This is a genomic window from Agromyces kandeliae (assembly GCF_009674665.1).
In the GTDB taxonomy this organism is placed as follows: domain Bacteria; phylum Actinomycetota; class Actinomycetes; order Actinomycetales; family Microbacteriaceae; genus Agromyces; species Agromyces kandeliae.
The window spans coordinates 22333-38401 of record NZ_WKJD01000019.1; the positions used below are offsets into that span (position 1 = coordinate 22333).

Genomic DNA, 16069 nt, shown 5'->3' on the forward strand with positions numbered 1-16069 from the left:
GGGCGCAGACAGCCTAGTCGGCGTCGGCGGGGTCGGTGGTGGGGTCCGCGTCGATGTCGCCGCGCGAACTGCGCGCCGCGGCATCCGCCGCCCTGGCCCGCTTGCGGAGCACCTTGTCGCTGACGTTGCGTTCGCCGAGCGCGCCGGGCGTCCACGCCTCGACGTCCTCATCGCTGAACTCGGTCTTCGACGGCCGCCGCTTGAGCTCCGGGAGGATGGTGTCGGGCGCGAGCCGGCGCGCCGTGATCAGGAAGCCGGTGTGCGCGATCATGCGATGGTCGGGCCGCACGGCGAGCCCCTGCACGTGCCATCCGCGCACCATCGTCTCGTTCGCGACGGGCTCGGTGTACCAGCCCGTCGCCCGGATCGCCTCGGCGACCCGGGAGAGCTGCGTGACGGTCGCGACGTAGCAGAGCACGACGCCGCCGGGCTTCAGCGCCGCCGAGACGACGTCGAGGCACTCCCACGGCGCGAGCATGTCGAGCACCACGCGATCGACGGAGGCGGGCTCGGCCTGCTGCGGGAGCGCCTCGGCGAGGTCGCCGAGGGTGATCGACCAGTTGGCCGGATCCTCGCCGTGGAAGGTCGCGACGTTGCCTCGTGCGACGTCGGCGAACTCCTCGCGCCGCTCGAACGACATGAGCCGGCCCGCCGGCCCGATCGCGCGGAGCAGCCAGAGCGACAGCGCGCCGGAGCCCACGCCCGCCTCGACGACGGTCGCCCCGGGGAAGACGTCGGCCTGCGCGAGGATCTGCACGGCGTCCTTCGGGTAGACGATGGCCGCACCGCGCGGCATCGACATGACGAAGTCGCTGAGCAGGGGTCGGAGGGCCAGGTACTCGACCCCGACCGCGTTGGCCACGACCGAGCCGTCGGGAAGGCCGATGATCTCGTCGTGGGCGATCGTGCCCTTGTGCGAGTGGAAGACCTTGCCCGGCTCGAGCGTGATCGTGTGCATGCGGCCCTTCGGGCCGGTCAGCTGAACTCGGTCGCCGACGCGGAACGGCCCGCTCGCCTCGCCGCGGCTCACGCGCGCGCCCACTTGGTCGCCGCGACCTCCACGAGATCGTCGAGCGTCCGGCCGTCGAGCGTGTCCCACACCACGTCGGAGGGCGCCTCGTCGAGGGCGAGCATGTGGGGCACGCCGATCGCCACGGCGCCCGCCGCGGTCGCCGACGCGAGGCCCGTCGGCGAGTCCTCGATCGCGACGCAGTCCGCGATGTCGACGCCGAGGCGCCCCGCGGCGGCCAGGTAGGGCTCGGGGTGCGGCTTCGGCGCGGCGACCTCGTCGCCCGTCACGAGCTCGTCGAACGCGGCGAACGGGATGGCGCCGACGACGTCCTCCGCCATCGAGCGGATCGACATCGTCACGAGCGCGGTGGGGATCCCGGCGTCGCGGAGCTGCTTCAGGAGCGCCTGCGCCCCCGGCTGCCAGGGGACGCCGTGCTGGGCGAGCTGCTCGCGCACGCGCTCGGTGAGCCGCTCGACGATCTCGTCGGCCGGGAGGTCGACGCCGGCGCGCCGGAACACCTCCGCGGCGTCCCAGAGACCCATGCCGACCATCTGCAGCGCGTCCTCGTGCGTCCAGGTCCGGCCGAACTCGGTGACGAGTTCGATCTCGGCCCGCATCCAGTACGGCTCGGTATCGACGAGGGTGCCGTCCATGTCCCAGAGGACGGCGGCGGGCAGGCGCTTGGTCACAACGGGCGATTCTATCGGCACGGCCTATTGTGGACATGAGTCCGGACGTTCCGGGCTCGGGAAGCGGGGCGGACCGAGTGCAGCAGCCGACCGGGTTCGAGGGCGGACGACTCCTCGTCGTGGCATTCGAAGGATGGAACGACGCCGGTGAGGCGGCCACCGGAGCCGCCCGGCTCCTGGCGGAACGGCTGGGTCTCGTCGAGATCGCCGCCGTCGACCCCGAGCTCTACTTCGACTACCAGTTCACGCGCCCCACGATCGAGTCCGCACCCGACGGCACGCGTCGACTGAGCTGGCCCGGCGCCGCGATCCTCGGCCCGAGCGGCGAACCGCGCCCCGACGACGACGACGAGGTGGTCACGGGGCCCGGGGCCGATCGGCTGCACGTCCTCCTCGGCGCGGAACCCGCGCGAACCTGGAAGGGCTTCGCCGCCGAGCTCATCGACGCCGCGCTCACCGCCGACATCGAGGGCATCGTGCTCCTCGGCGCGATGCTCGCCGACGCGCCCCACACGCGCCCGCTCTCCGTCTTCGCTTCGAGCGAGAACCCCGAGGTGCGCGCCGCGCTCGGCGTCGACCGCTCGACCTACGAGGGGCCGGTCGGCATCCTCAGCGTCATCGCCGACCAGGCCGAGCGCGTCGGCATCCCCACGGTGTCGCTCTGGGCGTCGGTGCCGCACTACGTGCACAACGCCCCGTCGCCGAAGGCCGTGCTCGCGCTGCTCGGCAAGGTCGAGGAACTCACCGGGCTCAGCATCCCGCGCGGCTCGCTCGAGGACGAGGCGAAGGCGTGGGAGTCGAGCGTCGACGCCCTCGCCGCCGACGACGAGGAGATGGCCGGGTACATCACCCAGCTGGAGCAGGCCCGCGACGCGGTCGACGCGCCCGAGGCGTCCGGCGAGGCGATCGCCCAGGAGTTCGAACGCTACCTCCGCCGGCGCGGGGACCAGCCCGGCGGCGGCCCGTGGCGGCCGCGCGACGGCGGCTGACGCGCGGCATCCGCTCGCCCGATCGCGGCCGGGCCCCGGTCGGGTCGCTCGCGCTCGCCCGCCTCGACCGCGCGCGGATCAGAACGGCTCGAGGACGCCCGCGCCGAGCAGCACGAACACGGTCGTGCCGAGCGCGATGCGGTAGATCACGAACGGCAGGAAGCTGTGCCGCGAGATCCACTTCATGAAGAACGCGATCACCAGGATCGCGACGACGAACGCCACGACGGTCGCGGCGGCGGTCTCCAGTGGGCCGTACACGGCCGGCTCGCCCCAGCTCTTGAAGAGCTGGTAGAAGCCCGACCCGAACACCGCCGGGATCGCGAGGAGGAACGCGTACCGCGCCGCGGCCGCGCGCTCGTAGCCGAGCAGGAGGCCCATCGTGATCGTCCCTCCCGAGCGCGAGACGCCCGGGATGAGCGCGAGCGACTGGGCGAGCCCGAAGTAGACGCCGTGCGGGTACGTCAGGTCGTCGAGCTTGCGGCGCTTGGCGCCCGCCCAGTCGGCGAGGCCGAGGACGATGCCGAACACGATGAGCATCGTCGCGACGACGTAGAGCGAGCGGAAGACCGTCTCGATCTGGTCCTGGAACAGCAGGCCGAGGACGACGATCGGGATGGAGCCGATGATGATCAGCCAGCCCATGCGCGCATCGGGGTCGTTGCGCGGAACACGGCCGAGCAGCGCACCGAACCACTGGCGGATGATCCGGACGATGTCGCGCCAGAAGAACACGACGACCGCGGCCTCGGTGCCGAGCTGCGTGATCGCGGTGAAGGCCGCGCCCGGGTCCGCCGCGTTGGGCAGGAACTCACCGAGGATGCGCAGGTGCGCGCTCGAGGAGATCGGCAGGAACTCGGTGAGTCCCTGCACGAGGCCGAGGATCAGGGCTTCGAACAAGGGGGCATCGCCTTCCGCCCCTCGACGCGAAGGGCACGGGACCGTCGTGGTCGGGAACGGGTGGGCGCGATCAGTACGCCAGGAGCAGGTCCCGCAGGACCCGCCTACCGAAGACTAGTGCGTCGAGCGGCACGCGTTCGTCGACGCCGTGGAACATCGCAGGGAAGTCGAGGCCGTCGGGCAGCCGGAGCGGCGCGAAGCCGTAGCCCGAGACGCCGAGCCGCGACAGTGCCTTGTTGTCGGTGCCCCCGCTGAGCAGGTACGGGAAGACCGCCGCCTCGGGGTCGTGCGCGTGCAGGGCGTGCGTGACGGCGTCGACGAGCGGGCCGTGCGTGGGCGCCTCGAGGCCGACGTCGCGGTGAACGATCTCGAGCTCGACGTCGGGCCCGAGGAGCTCGCCGATCTCGGCGAGGACCGCGTCCTCCTCCCCCGGCAGCGTGCGGATGTCGATGAGCGCCTCCGCGCGGTCGGGGATGACGTTGTGCTTGTATCCGGCCTGCAGCAGCGTCGGGTTCGACGTCGTGCGGAGGGTCGCCGTGATGAATCCCGAGGCCGACCCCGTGGCGAGCGCCAGCTCGTCGGGCGAGGCCTGCTCGGGGTCGACGCCGAGTGCGCCGGCGATCGCGGCGAGCAGCTCTCGGGTCGTGCCCGTCAGCCGGATCGGCCATTCGCGTCGGCCGATGCGCGCGATCGCCTCGGCGAGCTTCGTGACCGCGTTGTCGCGGACGAGCCTCGAGCCGTGGGCGGCCGTGCCGTGCGCGACGAGCCGCACCCAGACGAGCGACTTCTCGCCGGTCTGCAGGAGGTACGCGCGCTTTCCGCCGACCGTGATCGAGTACCCGCCGACCTCGCTGATCGCCTCGGTCGCGCCGGCGAAGAGCTCCGGGTGCTCGTCGACGAGCCAGCTCGCGCCGTACAGTCCCCCCGCCTCCTCGTCGGCGAAGAAGCCCAGGATCAGCTCGCGCTCGGGGAGGCGCCCCTCGGCGAGGATGTCGCCGACCGCGGTGAGGATCATGGCGTCCATGTCCTTCATGTCCACGGCGCCGCGCCCCCACAGCATGCCGTCGCGGATCTCGCCCGCGAACGGGTCGACGCTCCAGTTCCGGGGGTCGGCGGGCACGACGTCGAGGTGGCCGTGGAGGACGAGCGCGGGCTTGTCGGGGTTCGCACCCGGGACGCGTGCGACGACGTTGGCGCGACGCGGCGCGGACTCGTGCACGACCGGCTCGAGGCCCATCGCGCGCAGGCGCGCCTCGACGTACTCCGCGGCCTCTCGCTCGCCGTTCGAGCGGCCCTCGCCGTGGTTCGTGGTGTCGAATCGGATGAGGTCGCGCGCGATGAGCGCGGTCTCGTCGAGCTCGGGCTGGGGCTCGGGGTTCGTCGGGAGCGTCTCGGCCATGCGGTCCACGCTATCGCGCGGCCTCGGCTTCGCGGGTGGCGACGGATGCCTCGGAAATCCGGCTTTCCGCGCCTGACCTGCCCCGTCCTCCACCCGTGGTCGCCCAGGGGTGCCGAGTGGTCTGGGGCCCCCGCAAACCGTGCTAGTGTCTTCTACGGCCGCTGAGCGATCGGAGGCCGAGACAACGCGCGGGTGGCGGAAATGGCAGACGCGCTAGCTTGAGGTGCTAGTGCCCTAACGGGCGTGGGGGTTCAAGTCCCCCCTCGCGCACGCGTTGTCGAGAAGGCCGGATCTTCGGATCCGGCCTTCTCGCGTTTAACGCACGCTCCCCGCCGGTCGCGCCGCGAACGGGAGGATGTTCCGCGGGCCGCGCGGCGCGTCGCGCCGGGACACACCGGCGAGCCGCCGGAACTTCCTCCCGTGGGCTCCGGTGTGCCGCCGCGCCGCCGACACGACCCCCGCTCGGGGGCGTGGACGCGTGGCATCCCCGACTTGCCACATTCGAACATGTGTTCGAACATTGAGGGGTGACGATGATCGCTCCCCGACCCGCGCCCGACGGCGCGATCGCCCCCGAGTCGGCGCCCGCCGCACGGCTCGAGCGGGTCGAGGATCTGCAGGCCCGCATCCGCGGCATGCAGGCCACGAGGCTCGACACGCGGGCCGTGCCCACCCACCCGGCGCTCGCGAGCGTGCTGCCGGGCGGCGCGCTGCGCGAGGGCGCGGTCGTGCAGGTCGAGGGCTCGATCACGCTGCTCATGGCCGCGCTCGCCGGGCCGTCGCGGAGCGGTCGCTGGGTCGCGGTCTCGGGCATCCCCGAGTTCGGCGTCGAGGCGGCGGCGCGGTTCGGGATCGACCTGGAGCGGCTCGTGCTCGTGCCCGATCCCGGCCGTCAGTGGCTGACGGTCGCCGCGGCGCTCGCCGACGTGATCCCCGTGGTCGCCGTGCGGCCCGCGGGTCGGCTCGCCCCGGCCGAGGCATCGCGGTTCGCGGCACGGCTGCGCCAGCGCGGCGCACTGCTCCTCGTCGACGGCGGCTGGCCGGGCAGCGACGCCCGGCTCGAACTCGAGCGGAGCGACTGGACCGGCCTCGGGCACGGGCACGGGCACCTCGCCGAGCGCGAGGTCGTGGTGCGGGTCACCGGGCGCGGCGAGGTCGGGCGCGGCGCCCGGCGGCGGCTGCGGCTGCCGGGGGGCGACCTCGGGTTCGCCGCGATCGAGGAGGCGGGCGCGCCGTCCGCGATCCGCGCCGTCGATGCCGGCAGCGGCGACGATGAGCCGGAGGTCGCACCCGAGGGGGTCGGGGCGGATGCCGCGGACGCGGCATCCGCGCACGGCATCGTGCACCGACCCGAGTTCACGGCGAGGGCGTCGTGAGCACGGGCGTGCGCACCATCGTGCTCTGGTGCCCCGACTGGCCCGTGCTCGCGGCGTGCCGCGAGCACGGCATCGACCCCGCGCTGCCGGTCGCGCTCACCGAGAAGGGGCTCGTGCACTCCTGCTCGCCAGCGGCCCGGCGCGACGGCGTGGCGCGGGGGCTGCGGTTGCGCGAGGCGCAGTACCGCTCGACCGCGCTCGCGGTGCTGGAGTACGACGCCGCGCTCGACCACCGCGCGTTCGAGCCGGTCGTGCGGGGCATCGAGGCGATCGTGCCCGGCGTGCAGGTCCTGCGGCCCGGCACGCTGGCGATGCGGGCGCGCGGTCCGGTCAGGTACTACGGCGGTGAGGATGCCGCGGCGCGGGCGCTCCTCGAGGCCGCCGCGGGGCTGGGGGTCGTGGGGGCACGCGTGGGCGTCGCCGACGGGCCGTTCGCCGCCGAGCAGGCGGCGCGGGCAGCGGGCGCCGCGCATGCTGAGGGCGCTTCGCCCGCACCGGGCGCGGTGCTCGCGGTGCCTCCCGGCGCGTCGGCGCGGTTCCTGGCGCCACTGCCGGTCTCGCTCGTGGCCGACGGCCGCACCGCGACCCTGCTCCACCGGCTGGGCGTGCGCACGCTCGGCGAGTTCGCGGCACTGCCCGAAGAGGACGTGCGGCGGCGCTTCGGCGCGGCCGGCGCGTTCGCGCACGATCGGGCCGCCGGGCGGGAGCAGTCGCGCGTGGCGCCGCGGACTCCCCCGCCCGACTTCGAGGTGGAGCAGCACTTCGAGCCCCCGCTCGAGCGCGTCGACCAACTCGCGTTCGCGTTCCGCGTGCGGGCCGAGGAGTTCATCGAGCGGATGCGGGCCGTGCGGCTCGTGTGCACGGGCATCCGGGTCGAACTCGACGACGAGCGCGGTGGCCACTCGAGCCGGAGCTGGCTGCACCCGCACTGGTTCACGCCGGCCGACGTGGTCGACCGCGTGCGGTGGCAGCTGCAGGGGTCCGGCACGGCCGACACAGGGCTCGAGTCCGCGATCGTGCGCCTGCGGATCGTGCCCGAGCGGGTCGACTCGACCGGCAACCACGAGGAGGGGCTCTGGGGCGGCGGACCCGACGAGCGCGTGCACCACGGGCTCACGCGCGTGCAGAGCATGCTCGGGCACGAGGGCGTGGTCACGGCGGCGATCGGCGGCGGGCGCATGCTGGCCGACCGTCAGGTGCTCGTGCCGTGGGGCGATCGCGCCCCCGAGCGGGTCGCGGCGGAAGCGCCCTGGCCGGGGAGCCTGCCTGCGCTCGCGCCCGCGAGCGTGTTCCGCGAGCGGCTGCCGGTCGCGCTCGTCGACGCCGAGGCCGCACCCGTGGCGGTCGATGCGCGCGGGGCGATCTCCGCGGCGCCGGCCTCGTTCGCGGTCGGCGGTGGGCGGCCATCGCCCGTGCGGGCGTGGGCGGGCCCGTGGCCGGTCGTCGAACGCTGGTGGGACGCGGAGCGCGCCCGCCGGGTGCACCGCTTCCAGGTGGTCGACCACGACGGCTGCGCGTGGCTGCTGGTCCGCGACGCGGACGGCTGGTGGGCCGAGGCGAGGTACGACTGATGGGCTGGAACAACCCCGAGATCCCGTGGTCCGAGCTCGAGCGGCGGCTCTCCGACCGGCAGCGTCCGGGCGGCGCGTCCGCCGGTCGCTCCAAGGTGATGGGCGACGGCGGCGACAGCCCGGCCTGGAGCCGGAAGCGGCATCCGTACCGGCCGCCGGAGGCCGACGAGCGGCCGACCGGGCCCGTCGTCCCGTACGCCGAGCTGCACGCGCACTCGACGTTCAGCTTCCTCGACGGGGCGTCGGGTCCCGAGAAGCTCGTCGAGGAGGCGCACCGGCTGGGGCTCACCGGCATCGCGATCACCGACCACGACGGCTTCTACGGCATCGTGCGCTTCGCCGAGGCCGCCGAGGCGTACCCGGAGCTCGAGACCGTGTACGGCGCCGAGCTCTCGTTCGGGCTCAGCGAGCCGCAGATGGGCGCCGCCGACCCCGAGGGCGACCACCTGCTCGTGCTCGCCGCGCGCGAGGAGGGGTACCACCGGCTCGCGTCGGCGATCACCGCCGGCCAGCTCGCGGGCGGCGAGAAGGGCCGTCCGGTCTACGACCTCGACGACCTGGCGGCGCGCGCCGACGGGCACTGGGTCGTCTCGACGGGGTGTCGCAAGGGCGCGGTGCGCCGGGCGCTCGCGGGCGAGGGCGGGGCGGATGCCGCATGGCGCGAGCTCGACCGGCTGGTCGCGCTGTTCGGCCGCGACCACGTCGTCGTCGAGCTCACCGACCACGGCGACCCGCTCGACCAGGTCCGCAACGACGCGCTCGCCGCGCTCGCCGGCCGTGCGCGCGTGCCGGTGCTCGCGACGAACGCGGTCCACTACGCGACGCCCCGCGAGCATCGGCTCGCCTCCGCGCTCGCGGCGGTGCGGGCGCGGCGCAGCCTCGACGAGCTCGACGGGTGGCTTCCGGCGACCGACGGCCTGCACCTGCGCGCGGGCGCCGAGATGCTCGCGCGCTTCGAGCGCCACCCCGGCGCCGTCGAGCACTCGGTGACGCTCGCGCGCGACCTGTCGTTCCGGCTGCGGAGCGCGCGTCCGCGCCTGCCGCGGCAGGAGGTGCCCGAGGGCCACACGCCCATGTCGTGGCTGCGCGAGCTCGCGTGGCGGGGGGCCGAGCGGCGCTACCCGGGCGTGCCCGACCACGTGCGCGAGCGCCTCGCGAAGGAGCTCGACGTGATCGAGCAGAAGGACTTCCCGGGGTACTTCCTCATCGTGCACGACCTGGTGCAGGAGGCCCGCCGCCGCGGCATCCTCTGCCAGGGCCGCGGGTCGGCCGCGAACTCGGCCGTCTGCTACGTGCTCGACATCACCGGGGTCGACTCGATCTACTACGAGCTGCCGTTCGAGCGGTTCCTGTCGTCGCTGCGCGACGAGGAGCCCGACATCGACGTCGACTTCGACTCCGACCGCCGCGAGGAGATCATCCAGTACGTCTACGGCAGGTACGGGCGGCACAACGCCGCGCAGGTCGCGAACGTGATCAGCTATCGGCCGAAGGGCGCGGTGCGCGACATGGCGAAGGCGCTCGGCTACTCGACCGGGCAGCAGGACGCGTGGTCGCGTCAGGTCGAACGCTGGGGTTCGGTCGTCGAGACCGACGAGCACGACATCCCCGAGTCGGTCGTCGAGCTCGCCGAGCAGCTGCTGACCTTCCCGCGGCACCTCGGCATCCACTCGGGCGGCATGGTGCTCACCGATCGCCCCGTGGGCGAGGTGTGCCCCATCGAGCACGCGCGCATGGAGAACCGGACGGTGCTGCAGTGGGACAAGGACGACTGCGCCTGGATGGGCCTGGTGAAGTTCGACCTGCTCGGGCTCGGCATGCTCGCCGCGCTGCAGTACACGTTCGACCTCGTCCGCGAGCACACGGGCGAGGAGTGGGAGCTCGCGACGATCCCGAAGGAGGAGCCGGCGGTCTACGACATGCTGTGCCGCGCCGACTCCATCGGGGTGTTCCAGGTCGAGTCGCGCGCGCAGATGGGCACGCTCCCCCGGCTGCAACCGCGCTGCTTCTACGACCTCGTCGTCGAGATCGCGCTCATCCGTCCGGGGCCGGTGCAGGGCGGTGCGGTGCACCCCTACATCCGCCGCCGCACGGGCGAGGAGCAGGTGTCCTACCTGCACCCGAAGCTCGAGCCCGTGCTGCGGCGCACGCTCGGGGTGCCGCTCTTCCAGGAGCAGCTCATGCAGATGGCCGTCGCGGTGGGCGACTGCGACGCGGCCGACGCCGACCTGCTGCGTCGGGCGATGGGCTCCAAGCGGGGCGTCGAGAAGATCGAGCGGCTGCGCGCGAAGCTCTACGCCGGGATGGCGCGCAACGGCATCGACCCCGAGACCGCCGACGCGATCTACGAGAAGATCGAGGCGTTCGCGAACTTCGGGTTCGCCGAGAGCCACGCCATCAGCTTCGGGCTGCTCGTCTACGCGAGCTCGTGGCTGAAGCTGCACTACCCCGCGGCGTTCCTGGCGGCGCTGCTGCGCGCCCAGCCGATGGGCTTCTACTCGCCGCACACGCTCACCGCCGACGCGCGGCGGCACGGCGTCGAGCTGCTCCGGCCCGACCTCGCACGCTCGGGCGTGCACGCGGGGCTCGAGGCGGTCGGGCGGAGCGGTGCGGCCGGCGCTGACGGCGGCGCCGAGGCGACGGCGACGGATGCCGCGGCGGGGGCGCGCGGCATCCGTCGCCCCACCGGCAGGCGGGACTGCGCCCACGCCGCCCAGCCGCCGGTCGGGCCGTTCGATCGCGAGGCGCCCGACCGCTCGACCGAGCATCGCCGCGACGGTGCGTTCGCGGTGCGCCTGGGACTCGCCGACGTCACCTCGATCGGGGCGAAGGTCGCCGAGCGCATCGTCGCCGAGCGCGACGCGCACGGCCCGTATCGCGACATGGCCGACCTCTCCCGTCGCGCCGACCTCGATGCGACGCAACTCGAGGCGCTCGCCGCGGCGGGGGCGTTCGAGTGCTTCGACCTGCGGCCACGGCAGGCCCTGTGGCTCGCGGGCGAGGCCGCGCAGGACCGTGCCGACTACCTGCCCGGCGCGGTCGTCGTCGTGCAGCCGCCGCTGCTGCCCCTGCTGAACGACGCCGAGCAGGTCGTCTACGACCTGTGGGCGACGGGCATCTCGCCCGACGACCACCCCATCCGGCACGTGCGCGACCGGCTCGACGCGCGCGGCGTGGTTCGCATCGATCGGCTTTGGGGTGCCGAGTCGGGGCGACGCATCGAGGTGGGTGGCGTCGTCACGCACCGGCAACGACCGGCGACCGCGAGCGGCATCACATTCATGAACCTCGAGGACGAATCCGGCACGCTCAACGTGATCGCAAGCGTGGGCGTGTGGTCGCGGTACCGCCGGATCGCGCGCGAGGCGCCGGCGATGGTGGTCCGCGGGATCCTGGAGCGCTCGCGCGAGGGCGTGGTCAACCTCGTCGCGGACCGGTTCGAGCCGTTGACCGTGTCGACCACCAACCGGTCCCGCGACTTCCGCTGACCCCGCGGCCGATCCTCATCGCGGCTGGAGACGCGCCTCCGGCACGGCCCCGGCCGTGCCGCTCGGGCGGGCGTCCGCCCCGAGCGCCGCGACATTGCGGATGAACAGGATGATCCACGTGAAGACGAGGATGCCCGCGACGAGCTCGACTGCGGTGAGCGTGTACAGGCCGACGATGAAGTACACGGCCAACAGGACGACGACGGCCATGAACGACCAGCCGACGACCAGGAACGTCCGCGACGTGCCCGGGATCCAGCGCCGCAGTGCGACGACCAGCACGAAGAACGTCACCGCCATCCCGGATGCCGCGACCGTGTGGATCCAGAAGTGGGTGTCGACGGGGAAGATCCCGACGCATGCGAGGAGCACCCCGATGAGCACGAGGCAGACGCGCACGTTGCGCCGCCCGTGCGGATGCGACGTGGTGACGGTCGTCGTCGCGGCACGGGCGAGCGTGGTCACGAGGAAGCCGGCGACGATGAGCGTCAGGTTGAACGCCCGGGCCGACAGGTCGTCCGTCATGCCGAGCGCACTCAGGTGCTCGGCCCACCAGTGCGGGTCGGAGGCGGTCAGCATGCTCGCGAGCATGCCCTCGACGAGGAACACCGCCAGGACGATCGCGAGCAGCAGGAGGTCCATGTGCGTCGCCGACGAGAACACGACGTAGGCCGTGACGGCACCGGCGGAGCCCGCGATGACGAGCAGCGGAACGGCGAACACCGGTGCGCCGATGAACGCGCGCTCGAGGATGTCGGCCAGCAGGGTCCACGTGAGCAGGGCGATCACGCCGTGCGCGATGGCGAGCGCGACGACGTCGAGCACGTCCATCGGCCGCATCCGCCCGCCGCCCTCGCGCCCGGCGACGATCGCCCTCCCGGCGGCGAACACGACGATCGCGACGACGCCGCTCGCGACGGCGGCGTACTCGCCGATCGAGCCGCGTCCGGAGATCGGCGCGTCGCCCAGCCCGAACACCGGGATCGCGATCAGCCCCACCGCAGCGAACGAGACGGCGCCCGCGGCGAGGGCGAGGGACTCCAGCGAGCGCTCGCCGGTTCCGAGGAGCCGCTTCAGGCCCGCACTGCGGTCGGTCGGCACGACTCGCTCCCCTCGCCGGCGAAGCCGTCCCGGGCGGCGCCGCATCGTACGGCGACCGGGGCCGGCCTCGTGCTCTGATGGCCACGGTAGCGCAGCGCTCAGCCGGTGCGGCGGCGGCCGGACGGCGATACGCTGGCCACGGCCCGGACGCGCGACGCGCACGCGACGCGAGGAGGTGGCCGCATGGCCGGATCGACGCGCGAACCGCTCTTCACGCGAGCCTTCATCGCTCTGGCCGTCGCCGAGTTGGCGTACTTCACGGCGACCGGACTCGCCCTCTTCGCGCTTCCGCTCTACGTGACCGGGCCCGTCGGTGGCGACGAGGCCTCCGCGGGGCTCTCGGTGGGCGTCTTCGCGGTCTCCGCATTCGTGCTGCGACCGTTCGCGGGACGCGCGTCCGACCGCTTCGGCCGCCGGCCGATGCTGGTGGGAGGGGCGCTGCTCGCGGCCGCATCCCTGCTCCTGCTCACGGTGACCCAGGATCTCGCCGTCATCATCGGCCTCCGGCTGCTCGCCGGGGTCGCCGAGGCGGCCTTCTTCGTGTCGGTGTTCGCCGCGCTGGCCGACCTGGCGCCCGCCTCGCGCCTGGGCGAGGCGCTCTCGTACAACTCACTCGGGCTCTACCTCGGCATCGCGTTCGGACCCCTCGTCGGCCAGGTGCTGCTGGATGCCGCGGGGTTCCGCGCTGTGTGGCTCGGGGGCGCCGGCCTCGCCGTGCTCGCGGCGGGGCTCGCATTCCTCGTGGGCGAGACGAGGACCGCCCCGCCCGAGATCGGGGGCCGGCTGCGGATCGTCCACCGTCCGGCGATCCCGATCTCGATCGGCTTCCTCAGCTCGCTCGCCGCCGTCGGCGGCTTCATCGCGTTCGCGACGCTGTGGGCCCAGCGCATCGACCTCGCCTCGCCGAGCATCGCCCTGTTCGCCTACGGCGCCGTCGTGGTGGTGTGCCGCATCGCCTTCGCCCGCGTCCCCGATCGCCTCCCGTCGCTGCCGCTCGCCGCGGCGTCGCTCGTCCTCATCGGCGTCGGCCTGGTGATCGCCGCCGCATGGCAGGACTGGGTCGGGCTGCTCGTCGGCGTCGTGTTCATGGCGGTCGGCATCACCTTCACGACCCCCGCCTTCTTCTCCGCCGTCTTCGCCACGGCGTCCCCGTCCGAGCGGGGCGTCGCCTCGGGCACGGCCAGCGCCGCGCTCGACCTGGGCCTCGGCATCGGCCCCATCGCCCTCGGCCTCGTCGCGGCGCCCTTCGGCATCCCGTGGGCGTTCGCGGTCGCCGCGGGCATCGCCTTCGCGGGCGCGGCCTGGACCGCCGGCCTCGTGCGCCGGGCACCTGCACGAACCTGAGGCCCGTCCCCGTCGTGTCGACGCCGGGCGTCGCGATCGATTCGCTAGCCTCGTCCGGTGCCCCCAGCCTCGAACGATCGCTTCGGACCCGACCGCTACGGCCCGGACGTCCTCGCCGGCGACTGGCGCGCCGCCGGGCGGCGCACGATCCCGGAGCTCCCGGCGACGCGCGACCTGGTCGTCGAGCTCGCCGCCGACGGGTACTGCGGGGCCGTGGTCTCGGTCGAGAAGCAGACCGTGACGCTCGAGGACCGCCACGGCCGCATGCGGATGTTCCCGCTGGGGCACGGCTTCCTGGTCGACGGCGAGCCGGTGCGACTCGTGGCACCGGAGGCCCGCGCGCCGCAGGGCCGGATCCGCACGGCGTCGGGCTCGTTCGCGGTCGAGGCGGGGCGCCCGGCGAAGGTCGCCCTGCCGAGCCGCATCTTCGTCGAGGGTCGGCACGACGCCGAACTCGTGGAGAGGATCTGGGGTGCGGACCTGCGCGTCGAGGGCGTCGTCGTCGAGTACCTCGAGGGCGTCGACGTGCTGGGCGACGTGCTCGACGAGTTCCAGCCGGGACCCGGTCGCCGGGTCGGCGTGCTGGTCGACCACCTGGTCGCCGGGTCGAAGGAGCAGCGGATCGCGGATGCCGCGATGCGCGGCCCGCACCGCGGCCACGTGCTCGTGGTCGGCCACCCGTTCGTCGACGTCTGGCAGGCCGTCAAGCCGACTCGCGTCGGCCGGGAGTCGTGGCCGGTGATCCCGCGGGGCACGTCGTGGAAGCACGGGGTCTGCGCGGCGTTCGGCTGGCCGCACGAGGACCAGGCGGACATCGCGCGCGCCTGGCAGCGCATCCTCGGTCGGGTGCGCGGCTACGGCGACCTCGAGCCGGCGCTGCTGGGGCGCGTCGAGGAGCTGATCGACTTCGTCACCGCCCCGGCCGACTGAGCCGTGACGGCTACGCGATCGTGGTGCCGAACGCGAGGCCGAGGACGTAGGTGACGGCCGCGGCGCCCAGGCCGATCGCGAGCTGGCGCAGCGCGCGCTTCAGCGGCGGCGCGCCCGAGAGCAGTCCGACGGTCGCGCCGGTCAGCAGCAGCGCCAGGCTCACCAGCACCGTCGCGGTGACGGTGGCGGCGAGGCCCGACATCCCGAAGAGCCACGGCAGCACCGGGATCAGCGCGCCCGACGCGAAGAACAGGAAGCTCGAGATCGCCGCGCTCATTCCGGTGCCGACCGCCTCGTCGTCGTGCTCGAGCGTGCCGATCGCATCGGTCGGCGCCGCCTGACGTTCGGCGGCCTGCACGCGCGCGAGCACGAGCGCGGCCTGGTCGACCGCCTCGTCGGGTGCCATCCCGCGTGCGCGGTACACGAGCGCCAGCTCGTTCGCGTCGAGGTCGAGGTCGCCGAGTGCGTCGCGCGCACTCGGGTCGGGGGCGGATGCCTCGAGCAGCTCGCGCTGCGAGCGGACGGACACGTACTCCCCCGCGCCCATGGACAGGGCTCCCGCAAGGAGACCGGCGATGCCCGTGAACAGCACGACGGGTGCGGGGACGCCGGTCGCCCCGATGCCGAGCACGAGTGCGAGGTTCGACACGAGGCCGTCGTTCGCGCCGAAGACGGCGGCGCGGAACGTGCCCGCGAGGCGACGGCGTCCCCGTGCGGCGAGGCCGCGCACGACCTCGCCGTGGATGCGCTCGTCGGCGGCCATCGCGGCGGTCGCGTGCGGGTCGGTCGCGTACGGCGATCGCGCCTCGGCACGCTGGGCGAGCGCGAGCACGAAGATCGACCCGAAGCGGCGCGCGAGTCCGCCGAGCATCCTGGTGCGGACGTCGGCCCGCGGGATGCCCGTCTCGTCGCCACCGAGGAGGCGCAGCCAGTGCGCCTCGTGGCGCCCCTCGGCCGCGGCGAGGGCCAGCAGGATCTCGCGCTCCTCGCCGTCGCGTCGCGCCGCGAGCTCCCGGTAGACGGCGGCCTCTGCTCGTTCGTCCGCGAGGTACCGCCGCCATCGGTCGCGGTCGGCTGCGGTCCCGCGCGGCTCGACGTGGGGGTCGCGCGCTGCGTCGTCGGCGGTCATGGCGGTGTCTGCTCCATCGGTTCGCAGACCCCCGTGCCGCGGTGCGTCGGCGTGTCGGGCGCCTGCGTCGTCGCGTAGGTCGGCCCGGTCGGGCCGTCCGAAAGGCTAGCGGTGCGGATGGCGCGGCGTCATGCCGCGCGG

General features: G+C 73.9%; 12 protein-coding genes and 1 tRNA gene. 7 read left to right on the top strand and 6 right to left on the bottom strand.

Features of this window, described 5'->3' with window-relative positions:
- Positions 1 to 13 precede the first annotated feature (13 nt).
- Positions 14 to 1030, bottom strand: a complete 1017-nt coding sequence (locus GJR97_RS14050; RefSeq protein WP_324613509.1) for a tRNA (adenine-N1)-methyltransferase — start codon at positions 1028 to 1030, stop codon at positions 14 to 16.
- Positions 1027 to 1701 carry an HAD family hydrolase gene (locus GJR97_RS14055; RefSeq protein WP_324613510.1) on the bottom strand — a complete coding sequence of 225 codons (675 nt, stop codon included), beginning with the start codon at positions 1699 to 1701 and terminating at the stop codon, positions 1027 to 1029. Before GJR97_RS14055 ends, GJR97_RS14050 begins: the two co-directional genes overlap by 4 nt.
- Before the next feature lie 77 nt (positions 1702 to 1778).
- On the opposite strand from GJR97_RS14055, the gene GJR97_RS14060 reads away from it, so the two are divergent.
- A complete protein-coding gene (locus GJR97_RS14060) occupies positions 1779 to 2690 on the top strand; it encodes a PAC2 family protein (RefSeq protein WP_324613511.1) in 912 nt (303 codons plus the stop codon).
- 78 nt (positions 2691 to 2768) lie between these two features.
- Here the strand turns inward: GJR97_RS14060 and GJR97_RS14065 are convergent, their stop codons facing one another.
- Positions 2769 to 3590 (bottom strand): undecaprenyl-diphosphate phosphatase, encoded by an 822-nt coding sequence (locus GJR97_RS14065; RefSeq protein WP_154347448.1) that lies wholly within the window; start codon positions 3588 to 3590, stop codon positions 2769 to 2771.
- A 70-nt stretch (positions 3591 to 3660) separates the two neighbouring features.
- Entirely contained in the window at positions 3661 to 4989 is a 1329-nt protein-coding gene (locus tag GJR97_RS14070; protein ID WP_154347449.1) for a M20/M25/M40 family metallo-hydrolase, read from the bottom strand.
- Positions 4990 to 5175: 186 nt separating this feature from the next.
- Between GJR97_RS14070 and GJR97_RS14075 the strand changes: the two genes are divergently transcribed.
- From GJR97_RS14075 to GJR97_RS14090, 4 genes are all read left to right on the top strand, one after another.
- A tRNA-Leu gene (locus GJR97_RS14075) sits at positions 5176 to 5259 on the top strand.
- A gap of 263 nt (positions 5260 to 5522) precedes the next feature.
- Complete coding sequence (locus GJR97_RS14080) at positions 5523 to 6365, top strand: hypothetical protein (RefSeq protein ID WP_154347450.1); 843 nt, start codon at positions 5523 to 5525, stop codon at positions 6363 to 6365.
- On the top strand, positions 6362 to 7936 hold the full coding sequence (locus tag GJR97_RS14085) for a DNA polymerase Y family protein (protein WP_324613512.1): 1575 nt from the start codon (positions 6362 to 6364) through the stop codon (positions 7934 to 7936). The genes GJR97_RS14080 and GJR97_RS14085 overlap by 4 nt, the downstream gene beginning before the upstream one ends.
- Complete coding sequence (locus GJR97_RS14090) at positions 7936 to 11424, top strand: error-prone DNA polymerase (RefSeq protein WP_154347451.1); 3489 nt, start codon at positions 7936 to 7938, stop codon at positions 11422 to 11424. Before GJR97_RS14085 ends, GJR97_RS14090 begins: the two co-directional genes overlap by 1 nt.
- A gap of 15 nt (positions 11425 to 11439) precedes the next feature.
- On the opposite strand, the gene GJR97_RS18835 is transcribed toward GJR97_RS14090, so the two are convergent.
- Positions 11440 to 12525 (bottom strand): DUF998 domain-containing protein, encoded by a 1086-nt coding sequence (locus tag GJR97_RS18835; RefSeq protein ID WP_154347452.1) that lies wholly within the window; start codon positions 12523 to 12525, stop codon positions 11440 to 11442.
- A 105-nt stretch (positions 12526 to 12630) separates the two neighbouring features.
- Here GJR97_RS18835 and GJR97_RS14100 point away from each other — a divergent pair, with 105 nt between their 5' ends.
- Both GJR97_RS14100 and GJR97_RS14105 read left to right on the top strand, forming a co-directional pair.
- Positions 12631 to 13869 carry an MFS transporter gene (locus tag GJR97_RS14100; protein ID WP_324613513.1) on the top strand — a complete coding sequence of 413 codons (1239 nt, stop codon included), beginning with the start codon at positions 12631 to 12633 and terminating at the stop codon, positions 13867 to 13869.
- 57 nt (positions 13870 to 13926) lie between these two features.
- The gene (locus GJR97_RS14105) at positions 13927 to 14799 is read left to right on the top strand and encodes a DUF3097 domain-containing protein (RefSeq protein ID WP_324613514.1); all 873 of its coding nucleotides are present in this window, start codon (positions 13927 to 13929) and stop codon (positions 14797 to 14799) included.
- A gap of 10 nt (positions 14800 to 14809) precedes the next feature.
- Here GJR97_RS14105 and GJR97_RS14110 read toward each other — a convergent pair whose 3' ends face one another.
- Complete coding sequence (locus tag GJR97_RS14110) at positions 14810 to 15928, bottom strand: VIT1/CCC1 transporter family protein (protein ID WP_154347454.1); 1119 nt, start codon at positions 15926 to 15928, stop codon at positions 14810 to 14812.
- Positions 15929 to 16069: the final 141 nt, after the last annotated feature.

Coding starts and splice junctions, on each gene's coding strand:
- GJR97_RS14070 (WP_154347449.1), bottom strand. CDS start 4,989: ATGGCCGAGACGCTCCCGACGAACCCCGAGCCCCAGCCCGAGCTCGAC.
- GJR97_RS14080 (WP_154347450.1), top strand. CDS start 5,523: ATGATCGCTCCCCGACCCGCGCCCGACGGCGCGATCGCCCCCGAGTCG.
- GJR97_RS14090 (WP_154347451.1), top strand. CDS start 7,936: ATGGGCTGGAACAACCCCGAGATCCCGTGGTCCGAGCTCGAGCGGCGG.
- GJR97_RS14110 (WP_154347454.1), bottom strand. CDS start 15,928: ATGACCGCCGACGACGCAGCGCGCGACCCCCACGTCGAGCCGCGCGGG.